Consider the following 20,183-nt stretch of genomic DNA (forward strand, 5'->3'; position numbering starts at 1 on the left):
GGTTGAGCGCGGTACAGTTGGGGAAGCTGCTCCGCTTCTCCAGGTCGGCGCTTGAGAGTTCGCGCCCGGGACCCGCCAAGAAGCAGCCAAAGTAACTGTTCATTTTGAGCCATTTATGGCATTTACCGGGCCCGACTTGCCCTGAATCTTCGTAAATGCTTCACATATTTCCGATCATCCGTGCCCGGAATTCTCGTCGGATTGACCTGTTGCAGAGGGCAGTTGGACGGATACATTCAGCCGCGGTCGACGCGTTCCGGCGCACACCCCCAACCGTTGGGGGGTGAGGTCTGACCCGGATCCGCGAAGTGCGGGTCTGTGCAAGGGCCAGTAATAGGGGAGTTAGGCATGGCTCAGGGCACCGTCAAATGGTTCAACGCGGAGAAGGGGTACGGCTTCATCGCGGTCGACGGTGGTGCGGATGTATTCGTCCACTACAGCGCGATTCAGATGGACGGCTACCGCACCCTGGAAGAGGGTCAGCGGGTCGATTTTGAGATCTCGCAAGGCCAGAAGGGGCCGCAGGCGGACATGGTCCGGCTGGCGACCGGCTGAAGCACGCGCCGACTTACTGCAGCGACGTTCTTCTTCCGAAGGGCCCGTACCTCCCGGGTACGGGCCCTTCGGCATGTCCGGGTCCGGGTGCGGGTCCGGGGCGGGTCCTGGTCAGGTCCGGGTCGGGATCGGGGTCGGGCGCGGGCGCGGGCGCTTCAAGGTCATCCTGCGCCCTCTCCTCGCACCCCCTCCCACCTGCGGATCATCGAGAGGCGCTTGCACTCGCATGGGTCGAGTGCTAATCATTGGCGTTAGCACTCTGAAGGTGAGAGTGACAACGAGGACCGGGTCAGTGAGGCCCGCAGGCCGGGTGGGGCAAGGAACCACGAGGTCTGCAGGCCGTCCGTCGCGGGCGCGGGCGCGGTCCTGGAGATTCCACCCCAGTCCGGGAGGACCACTTCACATGGCCAAGATCATCGCGTTCGACGAGGAGGCACGGCGCGGTCTCGAGCGCGGGATGAACCAGCTCGCCGACGCCGTCAAGGTCACCCTTGGCCCCAAGGGCCGTAACGTCGTCCTAGAGAAGAAGTGGGGCGCCCCCACGATCACCAACGATGGTGTTTCCATCGCCAAGGAGATCGAGCTCGAAGACCCGTACGAGAAGATCGGCGCAGAGCTGGTCAAGGAAGTCGCCAAGAAGACGGACGACGTCGCCGGCGACGGAACGACCACGGCGACCGTGCTCGCCCAGGCGCTGGTCCGCGAGGGTCTGCGCAACGTAGCCGCCGGTGCCAACCCGATGGCCCTCAAGCGCGGTATCGAGAAGGCCGTCGAGGCCGTCTCCGGTGCCCTTCTTGAGCAGGCCAAGGATGTCGAGACCAAGGAGCAGATCGCTTCCACGGCCTCCATCTCCGCCGCCGACACCCAGATCGGCGAGCTCATCGCCGAGGCGATGGACAAGGTCGGCAAGGAAGGCGTCATCACCGTCGAGGAGTCCCAGACCTTCGGTCTCGAGCTTGAGCTCACCGAGGGTATGCGCTTCGACAAGGGCTACATCTCGGCGTACTTCGCCACCGACATGGAGCGTATGGAGGCCGTCCTCGACGACCCGTACATCCTGATCGCCAACTCGAAGATCGCCAACGTCAAGGACCTGCTCCCGCTCCTCGAGAAGGTCATGCAGGGCGGCAAGCCGCTGCTGATCATCGCCGAGGACGTCGAGGGCGAGGCGCTGTCGACGCTGGTCGTCAACAAGATCCGTGGCACCTTCAAGTCCGTCGCCGTCAAGGCTCCGGGCTTCGGTGACCGCCGCAAGGCCATGCTCGGCGACATCGCCATCCTCACGGGCGGCGAGGTCATCTCCGAGGAGGTCGGCCTGAAGCTGGAGAACGCGGGTCTGGACCTGCTGGGCCGTGCCCGCAAGGTCGTCATCACCAAGGACGAGACCACGATCGTGGACGGCTCCGGCTCGGCCGACCAGGTCCAGGGCCGGGTCAACCAGATCCGTGCCGAGATCGAGAACTCCGACTCGGACTACGACCGCGAGAAGCTCCAGGAGCGTCTGGCGAAGCTGGCCGGCGGCGTGGCCGTCATCAAGGCCGGTGCCGCCACGGAGGTCGAGCTCAAGGAGCGCAAGCACCGCATCGAGGACGCCGTTCGCAACGCGAAGGCGGCCGTCGAGGAGGGCATCGTCGCCGGTGGTGGCGTGGCTCTGCTCCAGGCTTCCTCGGTGTTCGAGAAGCTTGAGCTCACGGGTGACGAGGCGACCGGCGCCAACGCCGTGAAGCTCGCCCTGGAGGCCCCGCTCAAGCAGATCGCCGTCAACGGTGGTCTCGAGGGTGGCGTCATCGTCGAGAAGGTCCGCAACCTGCCCGTCGGTCACGGCCTCAACGCCGCGTCCGGTGAGTACGTGGACATGATCGCCGAGGGCATCATCGACCCGGCGAAGGTCACGCGTTCCGCCCTGCAGAACGCCGCGTCCATCGCCGCGCTGTTCCTCACCACCGAGGCCGTCATCGCCGACAAGCCGGAGAAGGCCGCGGCCGGTGCCGGTGCCGGTGGCGGTATGCCGGGCGGTGACATGGACTTCTGATCCGGCAACGGATCGGCGGCCCACCGCCACGGCACGCACCCACCGCTGCCGCGGCACCGCTCCACCCCAGCTGCACGAACCGAGGGCGGCACCCCACTCCAGGGGTGCCGCCCTCGGCCGTTCCGGATTGTGTGCGGGCCGGGTCCGGGATCGTGGCCGGGGTCACAGAGGTGGGCGCGGGGGGAGGCGGAATGCCTTGCGGGCCACGTTGGTTGTTCGGGGAGTTGTTTATGCGTATGCACATACCCGGTGGGATGTGCAATTCCCTCCCCCCCCCACGAGGAGTCCCCACGTGACTGTCGCCCCCTCCGCCTCCCGCGCCGCCGAGGTTCTTTCCCGGCCCGTGGCCCTCAACGGTCTGACCGTTCCGAACCGGATCGCGATGGCGCCGATGACCCGGCAGTTCTCGCCGGGCGGCGTTCCGGGGGAGGACGTGGCGTCGTACTACGCGCGCCGCGCCGCGGCCGGTGTCGGTCTCATCGTCACCGAGGGCACGTACGTGAACCACGAGTCGGCCGGGAACAGCGACAGGGTCCCGCGGTTCCACGGGGAGGAGCAGCTCGCCGGATGGGCGAAGGTCGCCGCGGACGTGCACGCGGCGGGCGGGACGATCGTGCCTCAGCTCTGGCACATCGGCATGGTGCGCGCCGCCGGTGAACCCCCGTTCGCGGACGCGCCCGCGGTCGGCCCGTCCGGCCTGCGCCTGGACGGCACCGCCGGTCAGGGCAAGGAGATGACCCGGGCCGACCTCGACGACGTCATCCAGGCCTTCGCCGACGCTGCGGCCGACGCCGAGCGCATCGGCTTCGACGGGGTCGAGCTGCACGGCGCGCACGGCTACCTGCTCGACCAGTTCCTGTGGGCGGGCACCAACCGCCGCACGGACGGGTACGGCGGGGACCTCGTCGCCCGTACGAGGTTCGCCGCGGAGATCGTGGCCGCGGTGCGGGCGGTCGTCTCGCCCGCCTTCCCCGTCCTCTTCCGTTACTCGCAGTGGAAGCAGGACGTCTACAAGGCGCGCCTGGCGGAGACGCCGGCGGAGCTTGAGGCTCTGCTGGCCCCTCTCGCCGCGGCCGGTGTGGACGCCTTCCACGCGTCGACGCGGCGCTACTGGCTGCCGGAGTTCGACGGCTCCGACCTGAACCTGGCCGGCTGGACGAAGAAGCTCACCGGCAAGCCCGTCATCACCGTCGGGTCGGTCGGCCTCGACGGGGACTTCCTCAAGGGGTTCCGTGGGGAGGGTGCGCCGGTCAAGGGCATCGACGACCTGCTCGACCGGCTGGAGAACGAGGAGTTCGACATGATCGCGGTCGGCCGCGCGCTGCTTCAGGACCCGCAGTGGGCCATGAAGGTGCTGGGCGGGCGGTTCGGGGAGCTGGGGGCGTTCGAGGCGGGGGCGCTGCGCTCGCTCAGCTGAGGGGCGGGGTGCGGGTGCGGGGGCGGGTTCGGGTACGCGTTCGGCTGGGGCCGACGGGGGTGGTTGCGCAGTTCCCCGCGCCCCTTAAATGCGAAAGATTGCGCCGTTCCCCGCGCCCCTAAAAGCCGAAAGGCAAGGGACTGCGCCGTTCCCCGCGCCCCTGGGTACTCAGGGGCGCGGGGAACGGCGCAACGGGGGGTTGGGGGCGGAGCCCCCAGGTGGGGCCCGGTCAGGGTGTCGGGGGCAGGTGGTGTTGTGCCCACTGTCCGAAGGGGGTCAGGGGGATGCCCAGGTCCCTGGCGTACTGGGGGCGGCCGGGCTGGCCGACCACGTTCAGGCGCTCGTGCGAGGCGCCCATCGGCGGCATGCCCGCGGCCAGCGCCTCCTCCTCCGTCATGTCCGGCGCGGACAGCCGCGTACCCAGTGCCTGGGAGAGGATCTCGGCGAGAACTCGTGCTCGCGGGCGTTGGAGGAGGCGGGGGATCCGCTGCTTCACCGCGCCGCGCGGGACGGCGCGGTGGCGGAGGGGGTCACCGTCGCCGACCTGATCACGCTCGCGGTCGGCATCGTGCTGGCCACGGAGCAGCACCGGGACCCGGCGGCGGAGGCGGGCCGGTTGTTCCGGCTGGCGGTGACGGGGCTGAGCCCCGCGGGCGGGAGCGCGGACCGCGCAAGTCGGCAACCGCGCGGCGCGTCCGACGGGCCTGGGTGACGAGGGCGGCACCGCGTACTGCCGCGCCGCCGCGCCGCCGCGCCGCCGGGCACCGGGCGCAGGGCACCGGCCCCAGCATCCGTTCCGGCTCTAGAGGTTTCCCATCGGTTCGATGTCGACCTTCACGGGGGTGCCCCAGATGCGCAGGACCTCGTAGTCCGTGAACTCGTGGACCAGGCGGTAGGCCATGCTCGGGCGAGGGGTCCTGCGCTGTGCGGCGAGATACAGCTCGGCCTCCTGCTTGTCGCGGCGGGGCGTGCCGCAGAGCTGCCAGGCCTGGCCGGTCCACATCTCCGGGAGCCAGCGCTGCTGGGGCTGGGGCCGGTCGCCCCGGACACCGTAACGGGACGTGGTGCGTTCGGAACTCTCCCCCGGGGCCGCCTGGCGCCCCTGGGGGAAGGAGTCCTGGAACGAGTCGTTCACCTTCGAGCGGCGGGCGAGGCGGCGGCGGGTCTCGCAGAGCAGGCACAGGTCGGGGGCGTCCTCGTCGACCGGGCCCGTGGGGTGTTCCGCGCAGCGGGTGGTGGGGGCCGCGGTGGTGACGGTCTCGTCCAGGAGGTCGAGGGCGCGCTTCAGGTCCGCCTTCACCTCGTGGAGCTTGGCGTCCGGCATCTCGGTGGAGAGGGCGTCTCCGTGCTCGCCCAGCACGCGGAGGGCTCTGCCCAGGGCGGTCAGTTGCGCGTGGTTCACGGTCTTGGAGTCCCTTCCGATCGGCTTCACCAGCGTCGCACGAGCCACTGACAGTGCGGCGGGGGTGGTGTGAGTGGTTCTAGACGTGCGGGACTGCCGTCAGGGCTTCGCGCAGGTGGCCGTTCGACGTGGTGAGGAGGTGGGCGGCCGTGGCCGCGTCCACGCCGCCCAGGATCGCGAGGATCGCGTTCTTCACCTCGCCGTCCGTCGCGGCCAGCGCCGCCTCGATCTCCTCGTCGGAGGCACCCGTGGCGAGCGCGACGATACGCCGTGAACGCGCCCGCAGCTTCTCGTTCGAGGCGCGTACGTCGACCATCAGGTTCCCGTACGTCTTCCCCAGCCGGATCATCGTGATCGTCGAGAGCATGTTGAGGACGAGCTTCTGCGCCGTGCCCGCCTTCAGCCGGGTGGAGCCCGTGAGCAGTTCGGGGCCCACCACGACCTCGATGCCGTGCTCCGCCGCTGCCGCGAGCGCGCTGTCCGCGTTGCAGGACAGGCCGACCGTGAGGGCGCCGAGCGCGCGGGCGTGCTCGACCGCCCCGATCGCGTACGGGGTGCGGCCCGAGGCGGAGACGCCGACGACCGTGTCGTCCGCCGTGAGGTCCAGCGCGGACAGGTCCGCGACGGCCAGCTCCGCGGAGTCCTCCGCCCCCTCGGCCGACGTCGTCATCGCGGCCGGACCGCCCGCGATCAGTCCGACGACCTCGGCCGGGTCCGTGTTGAACGTGGGCGGGCACTCCGACGCGTCCAGCACGCCGAGCCGTCCCGCGGTGCCGGCGCCGGCGTAGACGAGCCGGCCGCCGCGCCCCATCCGCTCCGCGATGGCGTCGATGGCCGCCGCGATGTCCGGCAGTTGCGCGGCGACGGCGGTGGGCACGGTGGCGTCCTCACCGTTCATGATCCGCGCGATGTCGAGCGTCGGCAGCCGGTCGATGTCGGAGTGCTCGGGACGGAACGCCTCCGTGGTGAGCACCTCCAACTCGGCCCGTACATCGCGGTATTCGGCAGGGGAAGGGGAGGGGGCGTCGGTGGCGTCGGCGCTTGAGGTCATGTGCAGCGACTCTTTCCGGTACGGGGCGCGCTCCTCTTCGGGGGCGCGGCAAACGGCTTCAGGGTGCGGCAAACGGTGCGGTCTTTGTCTTCCCGGGGGGCGCGGGGAACGGCGCGATCTTCTGTCCTCGCGCTGAGGGGCGCGATCTTCTGTCCTCGCGCTGAGGGGCGCGATCCTTCGTCCTCGCGCTGAGGTGCGCGGGCCCACGGGCTCGCCCTAACGCGGCGTACTCCGGTGCCGGTGCGCCAACGCCTCGTACGACGCGGACAGCGCCGGCGCCGCCGTCTCGTACGTCCGTTGCGCGACCCCGATGAACAGGCAGTCCACCACCAGCAGCTGGCTCGTCCGCGACGACATCGCCGCCGGGCGCAACTCGCTCTCCCGGGCCGTGGACGTGGTCAGGATGTGATCCGCGTACTGCGTCACCGGCCCGTCCGGCCGTCCCGTGATCGCGATCGTCGTGGCCCCGTGCTCGAACGCGACCCGCAACGGCTCGATGACGTCGCCGGTGGCCCCCGAGTGCGTGATCGCGATCGCCACGTCCTTGGCCCGCAGCTGCACGGCGTTGGTCACGGCGAGATGCGGGTCGTTGTGGGCGTGGGCTATGAGCCCGATGCGCAGCAGCTTCTGGGTGAGGTCCTGGGCGACGAGCCCGGACGCCCCGACGCCGTACACGTCGGTACGGCGGGCCGCCGCGAGCGCGCCCACCGCCGCGCCCAGCTGCACCGTGTCCAGCGCCGCCGCGGTGTCGGCGAGCGTCTGCTGCTCGTCGTACGCGAGCTTGGCGACGACGTCCGCGATCGGGTCGTCGACCGCGATGTCGGCCGTCACGGCGGGGGCGCGGCCGGACTGCTGCTGGGCGGCGAGACCGGCGAGGGCGAGGCGCAGGTCGCGGTAGCCGGGGTAGCCGAGGAGGCGGGCCGTGCGGACGACCGTCGCCTCGCTGGTGCCGGTCAGTTCCGCGAGGCCGGTGACCGTGAGGGCCGCGCAGCCCGCGGGGTCGTGGGCCACGGCCTCCGCCACCCGCTGCATGGAGCGGGTCATCGAGGGGGCGAGGGTGCGGACCTTTGCGGCGAGGGCTGCGGGGGGTGGCGGGGGATCGCCCGCGAAAATTTCCTTCACTTCTTGGGTCACCCATGAAAGATATTTTCGGGTGGGAGGAGGGTCAAGAGGGTCGTCGGGGCGCTGGCGCACAATGGATGTATGGAATCCTCCGTCGCGCCTCTCGAACAGGCTCTGCACGCCGCTCGCGCCCTGGTGATCGCCGATCTCGTGGCGGGGGAGGTCGCGGAGGCCGATGTCGTGTCGATGGTCGAGGAGTCCGTCGTGCAGCGGCGGTGGTGGGTGGAGCAGTGGCCCGAGGGCGTCGCGTACGTGGCCGGGCTGGTCGCCCAGGACGTACAGGACGCGTTGCTGGAGACGTACGGGCGCTGGCCGCTGTGTCCCGTCTGCGGTGACGGCGATCCGCATGCCCTGGAGATCGAGCCGGAACTGGGGCCCGACCCGCACTGGGTGTGCCACAAGGCCGGTGTGAGCGTCGCTCCGGTGGGCGCACTCGGACCCGCCCTCGGGAGCGGAGCGACCTCTTCGTGACCGTCTACATCGATCCGCCCGACTGGCCCGGGCACGGGCGCATGTGGTCCCACCTCGTGAGCGATGTGTCCTTCGACGAGCTGCACGCGTTCGCGCGGCGGCTGGGCGTGCCCGCCCGCGCCTTCGAGCGCGACCACTACGACATCCCCTCGCACCGGTACGAGGACGCCGTACGGGAGGGCGCGGTGCGGGTGCGCAGCCGCGAGGTCGTACGCGTCCTGCACGCGTCCGGGCTGCGCAGGCCCAAGGGGCGGCCGGAAGCCCGGGGGCCGGGCTCAGCCGCGTAACCCAGCTGCGTGGTTCAGCCGCGTAACTCGGCTGCGTGGTTCAGCCGCGTAGCTCGTACACGTACTGCTCGCCGACGTCGTCCACCGTGCCCACCCGGGTGAAGCCCGCGCGGGAGATGACGCCCTGGGAGGGGGCGTTGGTGAGGTCGACCGTCGCGAGCAGGTAGGAGACGTCCTCGCGGGCCAGCGCCCGGGCGGACATGGCCCGCAGGGCCTCGGTGGCGTAACCGTTGCCGCGGGCCGATACGGCCAGGTCGTAGCCGACCTCGGCGCGGCCCTCGTCGTCCGGGGCGCCGTGGAAACCCATGCCGCCGACCGCGCGGCCGTCCTCGCGCCGCACGAGGACGAACAGCCCCCACTCGGGCCGGTGCACCCCGGCCTCGTACGCCTTGACGACCATGCCCGCGGCGTCGCGCGTGCCCTGGTAGGGGCCGCCCTCGATCCACTCGAAGCCCCCGGTGCCGCCCGCGCTCAGGTCGGCGGCGGCGGCGGGGGTGACGCCCTGGAGGGTGAGGCGCTCGGTCGGCAGGACGAGGTTGTTGTTCCACTGCCAGCTCGTGACGGGCGGGCGGCCGGGCAGTTCGCCGCGGCCCGTCGCCCACAGGAGGGTCCGCCAGTGGTCGGGGCCGGGTTCGGGGCGCACGTGCGGGAAGATCCGGGTCAGCACGTCGGCGCAGAGCGCGGCCGGCGGCTCGTACGCGATGCCCAGGCCCTGCGCCACGTCGTGCGTGTGCAGGAGCACCTCGGCGACGCCCATCGCGGCGAAGCCCTCGCGGTTCGCGCTGCGGAAGGGGTACGGGTGGAAGGCCCGCGCCTCCCGTGGAGTGGTGCGCACGGCTGCCGCGAGGAGGGCGCCGGTCGCCTCGATGACCTGGAGGACGTCCTCGGGGCCCTCGCACTCGTCGAAGGCGATCCGGAAGGGTACGTAGCGGTCGGCGGGGCGGCCCGCCAGTTGGCCCGCGTACGAGACGAGGTCCGACGCGATGTGCTCCGCCGCCCTGCGGCAACTCCATTCGAGGCGGCCCGCCTCGACGTCCCAGTCCCGGTCGGTCGCGCCCCGCAGGGCCGCCACCGCACCGGAGACGGCCTCTTCCACCTGGTCCCCACCCATGGCTCGCATGCCGGTGAGGATAGGTGATCAATGCACGGACCGCCGGGCGATTTCGCCCGCCCGACCGGCCGCCTCTCCGGCCGGCCCGGCCGTTACTCCGGAGGACGCCGATCCGCTGCTCGTGCTCAATGAGACCGCCGTCCCCTCCAAGGCCACCCAGAAACCCCGGCTCGCACCCTCATCCGCTACCGCCGACTGGCCAATCGAAATGACCTTCTAGGCTTGGATTTCCGGAGCGATCTTGGCTCCGTTCTCCCCGTCCTCGATTCTGGGTGTGGCCCGGGTGACTACCCGCGACGACGTCCCGCGCCGGTACAGGCGCAGGGAGATCGCGGTCAGTACGCCCGCGGCGACGGTCAGGGCCGCTCCCGCCCAGGCGGGGGAGGCGAAGCCGAGGCCCGCGTCGATGGCGGCGCCGCCGATCCAGGGGCCGCCGGTGTTGCCGAGGTTGAAGGCGGCCGTGGTGGTCGCGGCGGCCAGGGTGGGGGCGGCGGTCGCGACGTTGAACAGCCGGGCGTTGAGCGCCGGGGCGGTGTAGAAGGCGGAGACGCCGAGGAGGAAGGCGAGGAGGGCCGCCGCGACGGCGTACTGCGCGAGCAGGGCGAGCGCCACGAGCAGGACCGTCGAGGCCGCGATCCCGGAGAGCAGCACTCCGAAAAGGTGCGCGTCCGCGATCCGGCCGCCGATCGTCGTCCCGATGAGCGCGCCGATCCCGAACAGCGCGAGCACGGCCGGCACCCAGCCCTCGTCGAGCCCGGACACGTCCGTGAGCAGCGGCGCGAGATAGCTGAACGCGCAGAACACCCCGCCCGCGGAGAACGCGATCAGCGAGATGGTGAGCCAGACCTGCCGGTCGCGGTAGATCCGCAGCTCGTCCCTGAGCCGGGGCTTCCCGTCGGGGAGCGGGATACGGGGGATGAGGGTGGCCACGCCGACGAGCGCGACCGCGCTGGCCGCGCCGACCGCCCAGAACGCCGAGCGCCAGCCGAGGCTCTCGCCGAGGAAGGCGCCCGCCGGGACGCCGAGGACGTTCGCGATCGACAGGCCGCCGATCATCACGGCGAGTGCGCGGGCACGGGCGTTCACCGGGACCATGGCGACGGCGACGGCCGCGCCGACCGCCCAGAAACCGGCGCAGGCCAGCGCGCTCACCACCCGGGACACGAAGAGCACGGCGTAGTTCGGGGCGAGGGCGCCCGCGATCTGGCCGAGGCCGAAGACGCTGATGAGCGCGATGAGGGTGGTGCGGCGGGGCAGCCGGAGCGTGGCCACGGCCAGCAGGGGCGCGCCGACGACCATGCCGACCGCGAAGGCGGATATCAGCAGGCCCGCGCGCGGAATGGACACGTGCATGTCGTCCGCGACCGCGGGCAGCAGCCCGGAGAGCATGAACTCGCTGGTGCCCAGCGCGAAGACGGAGAGCCCGAGGATGTAGACGGCCAGGGGCATGGACGCGGACCCGGGCTTGGGGGTGGTGGCGGGTGCGGGGGAGCTGGAGCTCGTGGGGACGGGCATGTCAAGTGCCAACCTCGACGGTGGACAGCCCATTCCACCGGGGTGGTCTTCAGGCCGTCAACAGGGTCAGCTCGCTCGTCAGGTTGTGACGGGCCGGGCCCTCCCACTCCCTTGTGCCGTAAGGGGTGTGGAAGAGACGCGGCAGGTCCAGGAGCTGGCGGAGGATCGCCGCGCGGCCCTCCCGGAAGGCGTCCGGTGGCACGAAGGCGTACTCCTCGCGGACCGCCGCGGTGTAGGCGGCGTACGCGTCGGCGGGCGAGGCGAGGATCGCCAGGTCGGCGTCGCACAGGACCTGCCCGTTCGGGTCGTCGGCGGAGGCGGCGTGCGTGACCGTCAGCCGGACGAGGCGGGCGACCTCGGCCGTCGCGTCGGCGGAGAGGCCGGCCTCGGGGAGCGCGCGCTCGGCGAGCCGGGCCGAACGTTCCTCGTTCTCGGAGCGGTCGGGGAGGTAGACCGCGTCGTGGAACCACGCGGCCAGCCGCACCAGGTCCGGGTCGTCCGCGGTCTCCTCCAGCACGTCGACGTGGTCCAGCACCGCCGTGAGGTGATCGAGCGTGTGATAGCGGCGCTGGGGTTCCGACCAGCGGGCGAGGAGATTGTCGGCGTAGGCCTCCGGCGAGGGGGCGGGGGTGCGGGTGCGGGTGGGGGGTGCGAACTCACGGCTCTGGCTGCGGCTGCGGCTGCGGCTTCGGCTTCGGCTTCGGCTTCGGTGGAGTGTGTCGGACCAGCGGGTGCGCAGAGCGTCGGGGTCGGCCATGCGCTCCATTGTCCGCGGTCCCGGGCTGCGCGTAGGCTGCGTATTGGACTAGACCTGTATGCAGCCCGTCACCCGAAGCCATCCGACGCCATCCGTAGCCATCCGAAGCCGCCCGAGGGAAGAGGTCCTATGAGCAAGCGTGCAGTCCTGGAGGTGATCGCCCTCGACGTCGAGGACGCCGTCGCCGCCGAGGCCGGAGGCGCGGACCGGCTGGAACTGGTCACCGACATGGCCGCGGACGGGCTCACCCCGCCGGTCGCGACCTTCGCCGGGATCCGGGCCGCCGTCGGCATCTCGTTGCGCGTGATGCTGCGGCTGGCGGACGGTTTCGCGGCCGGGGACGTACGGGCGCTCGTACGGGCTGCTCGGGAGCTGCGGGCGGCCGGGGCGGACGAGTTCGTGCTCGGGTTCCTCGACGAGAACGGGGAGCCCGATCTGGCGGCGCTGGAGTCGGTGCTCGCCGAACTGGACGGCTGCGGTTGGACGTTCCACCGGGCGATCGACCGGGCCGCGGACCGGGACGCGCTGCGTAAGCGGCTTTGCGAGCTTCCCGGGCTCGACACGTATCTCACGGCGGGGGCCGTGGGGGGCGTGGACGAGGGGCTGCCGACGTTGCTCGCGGAGGCGGGGCGGCGGGGGGAGCCGGGGTATGAGCCGCGGCTCCTTGTGGGGGCGGGCTTCGGCTGGACCATGTGCCGCGGTTGCGGGGGCGGGGTGGACGCCTTCCACATCGGGGTGCGGCGCGGCCGGAGGGGTGGGCGGGGGCGGTCTCCGCGGCGGCGGTTGCGGAGTGGCGCGGGGCGCTGGACGCGGGTTTTGCCGCTTGAGCGGGGGTCGGGGGGTGGTTTGCGCCGTTCCCCGCGCCCTTGGTGAGGCAAAGGCAAAAGATTGCGCCGTTCCCCGCGCCCCTGAAGGGCAAAGGCGAAAGGTTGCGCCGTTCCCCGCGCCCCTGGTGAGGTAAAGGCGAAAGGTTGCGCCGTTCCCCGCGCCCCTGGTGAGGTAAAGGCGAAAGGTTGCGCCGTTCCCCGCGCCCCTGGAGGGCTTGGCCCTGGGGGGCCGGGGTGTCCTGTGGTGGGCAGGAGGGGGTCATGTGGTGACCGGGTCTCCTACCTTTCCTCCTGTGGCTTCGCGGACGGCGCGTGCCAGGCGTTCCGGGCCGTCGGCGAGCTGGGCCGGGTCGACGCCGTCGAGGAGTGCCGCGCCGATCTCCTCGTTGAGGACCCGGACCGCGGCGGAGGCGGCTGCGGCGTACAGGCGTACCTGGAGGTCGGAGGCCGGCAGGCCCAGCCGCTTCGCGATGATCCCCGCCATCTCGCGCTCGACCTGGTCGCAGGCCATCAGCCAGGCCGTACGCAGCGCGGGCTCCGTGTCGGCCAGCCGGATCATCCGCATCGCCAGCGCGTTGTCGGCCTGTTCGACGGCGCTGGCCTCGCGACCGAACCGGATCGCCTCCGTGCTGAGGCGCTCTTCGAGCGAGAGTTCGGCGGGCCAGTCGCGCAGTGTGCCCATCTCCCATTCCACGCCCTGCATGATGATGGGCTCGGCGCAGCTCTCCTTGCTGCGGAAGTGACGCCAGATGGTGCGGGTGGACAGGCCTACCGCCTCGGCGATCTGGTCACCGCTCGTGGCGTCCACTCCCTGTTTCCAGAACAGCCGCGACGCCTCCCGGGAGATCTCCAGACGCAGCCGGTGGCGCCGCTGCTCACTCATGCCGCTCCTGCCGCGTTTGGCGGTCTCCACGCGGTCACCTCCGCTCGGGCCGTGCCGGCGGATCTACGGCAGATCTACGGCAGGGCAAGGGCCATCTCAGTGACATATTGACACTGAGTGACGCCTGCGGGCGAGTGTGGCGCTGACCGCCGAGGGGCCGGCAACGCCCTAGTCCCCCAACTGCGCGGGCAAGGCGTCCGCGTGGGTCACGATCAACCCCGAGACCGCCCGCGTCAGCGTGACGTACAGACGGCGCAGCCCCGTCCGTTCGTCCGGTTCGCCGTCCACCACCGCCCGCGGTTCGTCCAGTACCACGTAGTCGTACTCCAGCCCCTTCGCGAGAGAGGCCGGCACCAGAGTCAGACGCGCCGCGGCGGTCGTCTCCTCACCCGGAGCGAGATGGGGAAGACCCGCCTTCGCCAGCGCCTCGGACAGCACCGGCACCCGCGCGTCGGCGGCGATCAGCCCCACCGACCCCTCCCGCGCGAGCAACTCCTCGCAGGCCGCGACCACTTCGGCCGCAGTGGTGTCCACGGCGGTCTCCCGTACCTCGAAGAAGCCCGGGTTCTCCCGGACCGACGCCACCGGCGCGAGCCCCGGCGCGATGTGCGGAAGCAGCCGGGACGCGTACGTGATCACATCCGTCGGGACGCGGAAACCGGCCGTCAGCTCCTCCACCACCGCCTCCGACTTCCCGAGGTGTGCCAGCGCCTCCTCCCAGCTCCGCGTCGCCCACGGCGTCGTACCCTGCGCCAGATCCCCGAGCACGGTCGCCGAACCGGTCGTGCAGCGCCGCCCCACCGCCCGGTACTGCATCGGCGACAGGTCCTGCGCCTCGTCGAGCACCACATGCCCGAGGGAGTGCGTGCGCTGTACGAGGTCGGTGGCCTCGTCGATCAACACCGCGTCCGCGGCGGACCACTTGACGGACTTCACCGACCGGACGGGTTTCGCCCAGCGGATCGTCTCCTGCTCCTCCCCGGTGAGGACGCCCTCCGCGTGCAGCGCCAGGAAGTCCGCGTCCGAGAGCAGCCGGAAGACCAGCTTCGCCGGGTCCACCGGCGGCCAGATCGCCTTCACGGCCGCCTTCACCGCGGGGTTGCGGGCGACGGCGTCCTGCACCCGGTCGTCCGGCGCCTCGCCCGACCGTTCCATCTGGACCAGCACGGCGTGCGCGATGCGCTGCGGCAGGGCCTCGCGGGCGGCGCCGTACCGGATGTCCCGGTCCAGCAACTCCCGCACGATGGTGGTCAGTTCGTGCTCCGGTACGCGCCAGCGCCGCGAGCCGCGGACCACCACGACCTGCTCGGTGGGCAGGGTCACGTGCGCGCGGACCGCCCGGCGCAGCACCTCGGCCATCCGCGCGTCGCCCTTCACGACGGCGGTCGCCGCCTCGTCCGTGCCCCGCACCTCGACATGGGCGACCAGGTCGGCGACCGTGGCCTGCTTGACCTCCAGCTCGCCCAGCGCGGGCAGCACCTGCTCGATGTAGTGGAGGAAGGACGCGTTCGGCCCGATGACGAGGGTGCCGGTGCGGGCGAGCCGGTCGCGGTGGGCGTACAGGAGGTAGGCGACCCGGTGCAGGCCGACGGCCGTCTTGCCGGTGCCCGGACCGCCCTGCACGCAGACCGTGCCGCCCAGACCGGACCGTACGATCTCGTCCTGTTCGGGCTGGATCGTCGCCACGATGTCGCGCATCGGGCCCACGCGCGGGCGCTCGATCTCCTGCTGGAGCAGCTTGCTGGTGGCGGCGGTCTCGGCGGGGTCGGAGAGGTGCTCGTCCTCGTACGCGGTGAGGTCGCCGCCGGTGTAGCCGAAGCGGCGGCGCAGTGCGATGTCCATCGGGGTCTTCTTGGAGGCCCGGTAGAACGGCTGGGAGACCGGGGCGCGCCAGTCGATCACCATCGGGTCGCCGCCGGCGTCGTGCACGTGCCGGCGGCCGATGTAGAAGCGTTCGCCCTCGGCGCCCTCCGCCCGCTCGGCGCCCGGGGCGTGCAGGTAGTCGAGGCGGCCGAAGAACAGCGGGGTGTGGGACAGGTCGGCGAGGGCCTTGATGCGCTCGTCGATCTGCCGGGTCAGGACCTCCGCGTTGACCCAGTTCGCGGTGACGTCCCGGATGTCGAGGGACTGGACGTCCTCGCGCATCGAACGCAGGGCGGCCCGGGAGTGCGTGAGGTGGGCGCGTTCACGGGAGAGGGGATCGTCGGACGGCACGGCGGACGGCATGGCGGGGTCGGACGGGGTGGACACGGGTGTTGCCTCCGGGCCTGCGAGAACCGCGGGGCCGGGCGGGCCCCGCTGACTGTGGCGGTGAACCGGCCGGTTTCCGTCCGGACGGCGGCGCTCCACGACGGGAGGCGGGCAAGAGCGGAGATCCTAGGCGAACGGGGATGTCCGAGGCCAACCGTTTTCGCCTCCTGCTTTTCGGTGTCCCCTAGGGGACACCCACCCCCGCCTACGGGTACCTACGGGGTACGGGTCGCCCCGAAGTCGTACGCGGGGACGATCGAGGGTCGGTCCGCAGGCCGATGGAAGTGGAGCGCGAACGTTCCACCATGGATGCATGAGTACCGTGACTTTCACCCAGGCCCCCGCCCGCCCCCGCCCGCCGACCGGCGCGACCGCACTGCGGGACGGCCACCGCCACCGCGTCGGCGACGCCCTGCGCGCCGTCAAGGTCTTCGCCGGCGCCGCCCTCGGAGTGGTGCTCCTCGGCGAGTACGGCGAGGAGGCGGGCGTACGCCGCCGATGACACCCGGCCGCCGATGATGCCCGGCTAGTTGTTGTCGGCCAGCAGCTCGTCCGCGTCCACGATCCGGTACGCGTACCCCTGCTCGGCCAGGAAGCGCTGGCGGTGGGCCGCGAAGTCCTGGTCGATGGTGTCGCGCGCCACGACCGAGTAGAAGTGCGCCTGGTGACCGTCCGCCTTGGGACGCAGCACCCGGCCCAGACGCTGCGCCTCCTCCTGGCGGGAGCCGAAGGTGCCCGACACCTGGATGGCGACCGTCGCCTCCGGCAGGTCGATGGAGAAGTTCGCGACCTTCGAGACGACCAGCACGCTGATCTCCCCCTCACGGAACGCGTCGAAGAGCTTCTCGCGCTGCGCGTTCGACGTCTCGCCCTTGATGACCGGCGCGTCCAGATGCTCGCCCAGCTCGTCCAGCTGGTCGATGTACTGCCCGATCACGAGCGTCTGCATCCCCGCGAAGCGCCGCACCAGCGCCTCCGTGACCTTGCGCTTCGTCGCCGTCGTCGCGCAGAAGCGGTACTTCTCCTCCGCCTCGGCGGTCGCGTAGGCCAGCCGCTCGGAGTCCGTGAGGTTCACCCGGACCTCGACACAGTCGGCCGGCGCGATGTACCCCTGCGCCTCGATCTCCTTCCAGGGCGCGTCGAAACGCTTCGGCCCGATGAGGGAGAACACGTCCGACTCACGGCCGTCCTCGCGCACCAGCGTGGCCGTCAGACCGAGCCGCCGGCGCGCCTGGAGGTCGGCGGTGAACTTGAAGACCGGCGCGGGCAGCAGATGCACCTCGTCGTAGATGATCAGCCCCCAGTCGCGGGAGTCGAACAGCTCTAGGTGCTGGTACACACCCTTCCGCTTGGTCGTCAGCACCTGGTACGTCGCGATGGTGACCGGGCGGATCTCCTTGCGCGTACCGCTGTACTCGCCGATCTCGTCCTCGGTCAGACTCGTGCGCTTGACCAGCTCGTGCTTCCACTGCCGGGCCGAGACGGTGTTCGTGACCAGGATGAGCGTGGTGGCCTTCGCCTCGGCCATCGCGCCCGCGCCGACCAGCGTCTTTCCGGCGCCGCAGGGCAGCACGACCACACCTGAGCCGCCGTGCCAGAAGTTCTCCACCGCCTGCTTCTGGTAGGGCCGCAGGGACCAGCCGTCCTCGGCGAGCCCGATGGGATGCGCCTCGCCGTCCACGTACCCGGCGAGGTCCTCGGCCGGCCAGCCCAGCTTCAGGAGCGTCTGCTTGATCTGCCCCCGCTCGGAGGGGTGCACGGCCACGGTGTCCGGGTCGAGCCGGGCGCCCACGAGCGGGGTGATCCGCTTCGAGCGCAGGATCTCCTCCAGGACGGGCCGGTCGGTGGTGGTGAGCACGAGCCCGTGGGCCGGGTGCTTGCTCAGCGTGAGCCGCCCGTAGCGGCCCATCGTCTCCGCGATGTCGACCAGCAGCGCGTGCGGCACCGGATAGCGGCTGTACTGCACGAGCGCGTCCACGACCTGCTCGGCGTCGTGTCCGGCCGCGCGCGCGTTCCACAGCCCGAGCGGGGTCACCCGATAGGTGTGGATGTGCTCGGGTGCGCGCTCCAGCTCGGCGAAGGGAGCGATGACCCGGCGGCACTCGTCCGCCAGCTCGTGGTCGACCTCCAGGAGCAGGGTCTTGTCGGACTGGACGATGAGTGGACCATTCACGCGCGTCCCCTTCTGCACAGCCGTGCGATGTGCACGGCCAAACGTCCAGTGTGCCTGATGGCCGGAGCCCGCCGCCGCGAACGCCCGACGACCTTGTCCTGTCCTACTGAATGTCTATTCATTCCAATGAGTGGTGTGAATTCAGATTTACGGTCTCTGCCCCGAAGAATGGTGATCTCGCAGGTCACTGCCCCAGGTCACCGCCCGGTTCGCCGTCCAGGGAGAGCCCACTGTTGCCTCGTCACAGCCATGCCCCGCCGCCCGAGCCGCGGCCCGAACCCCAGCCCGGGACGCCGCCTCCCCCCTCGCCGCCGACCGTGACCCTCGGGTACTCACTCTTCGCGACCCGCTGGCTCCAGGCGCCGCTGTACTTCGGACTGGTGGCCGCACAGGGCGTGTACGTCTACAAGTTCTTCAGAGAGCTGTGGACTTTAATCGTCCGGAGCGTGACCGGGCAGGCGAACGAGACGTACGTGATGCTCGCCGTGCTGAAACTGGTCGACGTCGTCATGATCGCCAACCTGCTGATCATGGTGATCGTCGGCGGTTACGAGACGTTCGTCTCGCGCATCGGCCTCCAGGGCCACCGGGACCAGCCGGAATGGCTCTCGCACGTCAATTCCAACGTGCTGAAGGTGAAGCTCGCCACCGCCATCGTGGGCATCTCGTCCGTGCACCTGCTCCAGATGTTCGTGGACGTGCACCACACCTCGCACCACTCGCTGCTGTGGGGGACGGTCATCCACATGGCGTTCATCGCCTCGGCGGCGATCCTGGCGTACATGTCGGGACCGATGGCGACGCACGGGGAGCGCCAGCACAAGGGGCACGGAGTGGCCCACACGCCTGGACACGGCCTTGGACACCGCCATGGACACGGCCATGGACAGGGACAGGGACATGGGCAGGCGCAGGCGCAGAATCACGTGCGGCGGCAGGAGCCCGGGGTCGAACAGGTGCAGGAGCGAGGGGCCGGGCACGCGTATGGCTCCGGCGCGGGGGCCGGGGGTGAGAGCACCGGGAGGGCGGCCGACGGGATGACCGGGTCCTCCGTCCCGGCCGAGTTCGCGTTCGCCACCAAGACCGCGCCCGTCGCACGGGTCGCCCTCCCGCTCACGGGCCCGTCCGCCTCGCAGGTCGCCGCACAGCTCGCCGCGCAGGTCACCGCCCCGATCCCGGTGCAGACCGTCTCCTCCCCGTACGACGCGCACGAGTCCCACACCGCACAGGACGCGCTCGACGTGCACGACCCCTCCGAGCCCGGGTTCGAGGCCCGGATCCGTGACGCCCGTTTCCCCGCCCGGAAGCTGCTGGAGGAATTCGACGAGGAGTACCCCCGGGTGCTCGACCGCGAGGCCGTGGCCCGGCTCGGCGGCCTGGACTTCGTCACGGCCCGGCGCAACGTGGTGTTCGTCGGCCCGCCCGGCACCGGCAAGACGCATCTCGCCGTCGGCCTCGGCGTGCGGGCGTGCCAGTCCGGACATCAGGTCCTCTTCGCGACCGCGGCGCAGTGGGCCGCGCGGCTGGCGGGGGCCCGGTCGGCCGGCCGCCTTTCCGAGGAACTGGCGGACCTCGACGCCCGACCCCTCCTCATCGTCGACGAGGTCGGCTACACCCCGCTCGACCCGGACACCGCGCACCTCTTCTTCCAGCTCGTCGCGCACCGCTACGAGCGGTCCTCGCTGATCGTGACCACCGACCGTCCGCTCAGCCGCTGGGAGGAGGTCTTCGGCGGCGCCGCCCCCGCGATGGTGGACCGGCTGGCGCACCACGCGGAGATCGTGCGTCTCGAAGGGGACAGCTACCGCACGCGCCGGGTCACCGCGTCGTGGACAGAGTGACGTTGTTGATCAGCGGCCCCTCGACGCCGACTCCCTCGGTCACCAGCGGTTCGACGGCGGTCACCGGCAGAGGAAGCGGCAGGGGCAGCGGCGGGGCGGCCCGCGCGGCTGCGGCTGCCTGCGGGGCGAGTACGCCGATGAGCACCGCCGAGGCGATGAGGACGACCGCGGCGGCGGTGCGCGCGTGCGGGGTACGGCGGGCGGGGGGTACGGGGTGCACGTGAGTCACGGGGCTCCCGTAACTCACGGAGGTCAGGGAGGGTACCGAGGGCTCGGAAGCCGTGGGACAGACGGGTTGCAGCAGACGGCGGAGGGGGCGCATGGACGCTACGGAACCTTTCGGGTGCTGCGGAGCCGGGACGGGACCTGTGGGATCCCCCTTCGCCAAGTGGCTGCCCAGCGACCGGCCCGGGGATGCCGGAGAACCCGCGAGGTCCCTCATGGGTGGGAAGCGCCCGGCGTGGCGTGCATGAACCGCCGCACACACCC

At 71.3% G+C, this 20,183-nt stretch carries 18 protein-coding genes and 2 pseudogenes; 9 read left to right on the plus strand and 11 right to left on the minus strand.

Features of this window, described 5'->3' with window-relative positions; all coding sequences use genetic code 11:
* Nucleotides 1-348 precede the first annotated feature (348 nt).
* The 3 genes from K3769_RS12390 to K3769_RS12400 all read left to right on the plus strand — a co-directional run bounded on the left by K3769_RS12390 (nt 349) and on the right by K3769_RS12400 (nt 4,004).
* Nucleotides 349-555: a cold-shock protein gene (locus K3769_RS12390; protein WP_007493268.1), complete on the plus strand. Its 207-nt coding sequence runs from the start codon at nt 349-351 to the stop codon at nt 553-555.
* 403 nt (nt 556-958) lie between these two features.
* A complete protein-coding gene (groL, locus tag K3769_RS12395; RefSeq protein WP_267026492.1) occupies nt 959-2,587 on the plus strand; it encodes a chaperonin GroEL in 1,629 nt (542 codons plus the stop codon).
* A gap of 292 nt (nt 2,588-2,879) precedes the next feature.
* Nucleotides 2,880-4,004: an NADH:flavin oxidoreductase gene (locus K3769_RS12400; RefSeq protein ID WP_267026493.1), complete on the plus strand. Its 1,125-nt coding sequence runs from the start codon at nt 2,880-2,882 to the stop codon at nt 4,002-4,004.
* Between the two features lie 229 nt (nt 4,005-4,233).
* Here the strand turns inward: K3769_RS12400 and K3769_RS12405 are convergent.
* A pseudogene (locus tag K3769_RS12405) lies at nt 4,234-4,452 on the minus strand (NmrA/HSCARG family protein); the annotation flags it as partial.
* On the opposite strand from K3769_RS12405, the gene K3769_RS12410 reads away from it, so the two are divergent.
* Nucleotides 4,348-4,716 carry an SbtR family transcriptional regulator gene (locus K3769_RS12410; RefSeq protein WP_372515144.1) on the plus strand — a complete coding sequence of 123 codons (369 nt, stop codon included), beginning with the start codon at nt 4,348-4,350 and terminating at the stop codon, nt 4,714-4,716. The pseudogene K3769_RS12405 and the gene K3769_RS12410 overlap by 105 nt on opposite strands.
* A gap of 90 nt (nt 4,717-4,806) precedes the next feature.
* Here K3769_RS12410 and K3769_RS12415 read toward each other — a convergent pair whose 3' ends face one another.
* From K3769_RS12415 to K3769_RS12425, 3 genes are all read right to left on the minus strand, one after another.
* Complete coding sequence (locus K3769_RS12415) at nt 4,807-5,406, minus strand: hypothetical protein (protein WP_267026494.1); 600 nt, start codon at nt 5,404-5,406, stop codon at nt 4,807-4,809.
* Between the two features lie 79 nt (nt 5,407-5,485).
* Nucleotides 5,486-6,457, minus strand: coding sequence for an N-acetylmuramic acid 6-phosphate etherase (gene murQ, locus K3769_RS12420; RefSeq protein ID WP_267026495.1), 972 nt, complete (start codon nt 6,455-6,457; stop codon nt 5,486-5,488).
* A 216-nt stretch (nt 6,458-6,673) separates the two neighbouring features.
* On the minus strand, nt 6,674-7,591 hold the full coding sequence (locus tag K3769_RS12425; protein ID WP_267026496.1) for a MurR/RpiR family transcriptional regulator: 918 nt from the start codon (nt 7,589-7,591) through the stop codon (nt 6,674-6,676).
* A 69-nt stretch (nt 7,592-7,660) separates the two neighbouring features.
* Between K3769_RS12425 and K3769_RS12430 the strand changes: the two genes are divergently transcribed.
* Together K3769_RS12430 and K3769_RS12435 are read left to right on the plus strand one after the other, a co-directional pair.
* Nucleotides 7,661-8,050 carry a DUF8819 family protein gene (locus tag K3769_RS12430; RefSeq protein ID WP_267026497.1) on the plus strand — a complete coding sequence of 130 codons (390 nt, stop codon included), beginning with the start codon at nt 7,661-7,663 and terminating at the stop codon, nt 8,048-8,050.
* Nucleotides 8,047-8,337, plus strand: coding sequence for a DUF4031 domain-containing protein (locus K3769_RS12435; RefSeq protein ID WP_267026498.1), 291 nt, complete (start codon nt 8,047-8,049; stop codon nt 8,335-8,337). Before K3769_RS12430 ends, K3769_RS12435 begins: the two co-directional genes overlap by 4 nt.
* Nucleotides 8,338-8,377: 40 nt before the next feature.
* Here the strand turns inward: K3769_RS12435 and K3769_RS12440 are convergent, their stop codons facing one another.
* The 3 genes from K3769_RS12440 to K3769_RS12450 all read right to left on the minus strand — a co-directional run bounded on the left by K3769_RS12440 (nt 8,378) and on the right by K3769_RS12450 (nt 11,720).
* Nucleotides 8,378-9,457, minus strand: coding sequence for a GNAT family N-acetyltransferase (locus K3769_RS12440; RefSeq protein ID WP_267026499.1), 1,080 nt, complete (start codon nt 9,455-9,457; stop codon nt 8,378-8,380).
* A gap of 207 nt (nt 9,458-9,664) precedes the next feature.
* The gene (locus K3769_RS12445) at nt 9,665-10,897 is read right to left on the minus strand and encodes a Cmx/CmrA family chloramphenicol efflux MFS transporter (RefSeq protein ID WP_267031340.1); all 1,233 of its coding nucleotides are present in this window, start codon (nt 10,895-10,897) and stop codon (nt 9,665-9,667) included.
* 115 nt (nt 10,898-11,012) lie between these two features.
* A complete protein-coding gene (locus tag K3769_RS12450; protein ID WP_267026500.1) occupies nt 11,013-11,720 on the minus strand; it encodes an HD domain-containing protein in 708 nt (235 codons plus the stop codon).
* Nucleotides 11,721-11,849: 129 nt separating this feature from the next.
* On the opposite strand from K3769_RS12450, the pseudogene K3769_RS12455 reads away from it, so the two are divergent.
* Nucleotides 11,850-12,547, plus strand: a pseudogene (locus K3769_RS12455) (copper homeostasis protein CutC).
* A 259-nt stretch (nt 12,548-12,806) separates the two neighbouring features.
* Here K3769_RS12455 and K3769_RS12460 read toward each other — a convergent pair.
* Nucleotides 12,807-13,430: a TetR/AcrR family transcriptional regulator gene (locus K3769_RS12460; RefSeq protein ID WP_267026501.1), complete on the minus strand. Its 624-nt coding sequence runs from the start codon at nt 13,428-13,430 to the stop codon at nt 12,807-12,809.
* A 168-nt stretch (nt 13,431-13,598) separates the two neighbouring features.
* Nucleotides 13,599-15,656 carry a HelD family protein gene (locus K3769_RS12465; protein WP_267031341.1) on the minus strand — a complete coding sequence of 686 codons (2,058 nt, stop codon included), beginning with the start codon at nt 15,654-15,656 and terminating at the stop codon, nt 13,599-13,601.
* A gap of 337 nt (nt 15,657-15,993) precedes the next feature.
* Here K3769_RS12465 and K3769_RS12470 point away from each other — a divergent pair, with 337 nt between their 5' ends.
* Nucleotides 15,994-16,182, plus strand: coding sequence for a hypothetical protein (locus K3769_RS12470; RefSeq protein WP_267026502.1), 189 nt, complete (start codon nt 15,994-15,996; stop codon nt 16,180-16,182).
* A 24-nt stretch (nt 16,183-16,206) separates the two neighbouring features.
* On the opposite strand, the gene K3769_RS12475 is transcribed toward K3769_RS12470, so the two are convergent.
* Nucleotides 16,207-17,853 carry a DNA repair helicase XPB gene (locus K3769_RS12475; RefSeq protein ID WP_267026503.1) on the minus strand — a complete coding sequence of 549 codons (1,647 nt, stop codon included), beginning with the start codon at nt 17,851-17,853 and terminating at the stop codon, nt 16,207-16,209.
* A 317-nt stretch (nt 17,854-18,170) separates the two neighbouring features.
* On the opposite strand from K3769_RS12475, the gene istB reads away from it, so the two are divergent.
* On the plus strand, nt 18,171-19,694 hold the full coding sequence (istB, locus tag K3769_RS12480; protein ID WP_267026504.1) for an IS21-like element helper ATPase IstB: 1,524 nt from the start codon (nt 18,171-18,173) through the stop codon (nt 19,692-19,694).
* Here the strand turns inward: istB and K3769_RS12485 are convergent.
* Nucleotides 19,672-19,923 carry a hypothetical protein gene (locus K3769_RS12485; protein WP_308216318.1) on the minus strand — a complete coding sequence of 84 codons (252 nt, stop codon included), beginning with the start codon at nt 19,921-19,923 and terminating at the stop codon, nt 19,672-19,674. The two genes, istB and K3769_RS12485, sit on opposite strands and share 23 nt — an antisense overlap.
* Between the last annotated feature and the right edge of the window lie 260 nt (nt 19,924-20,183).

This window comes from Streptomyces ortus (genome assembly GCF_026341275.1).
Taxonomy (GTDB): domain Bacteria; phylum Actinomycetota; class Actinomycetes; order Streptomycetales; family Streptomycetaceae; genus Streptomyces; species Streptomyces ortus.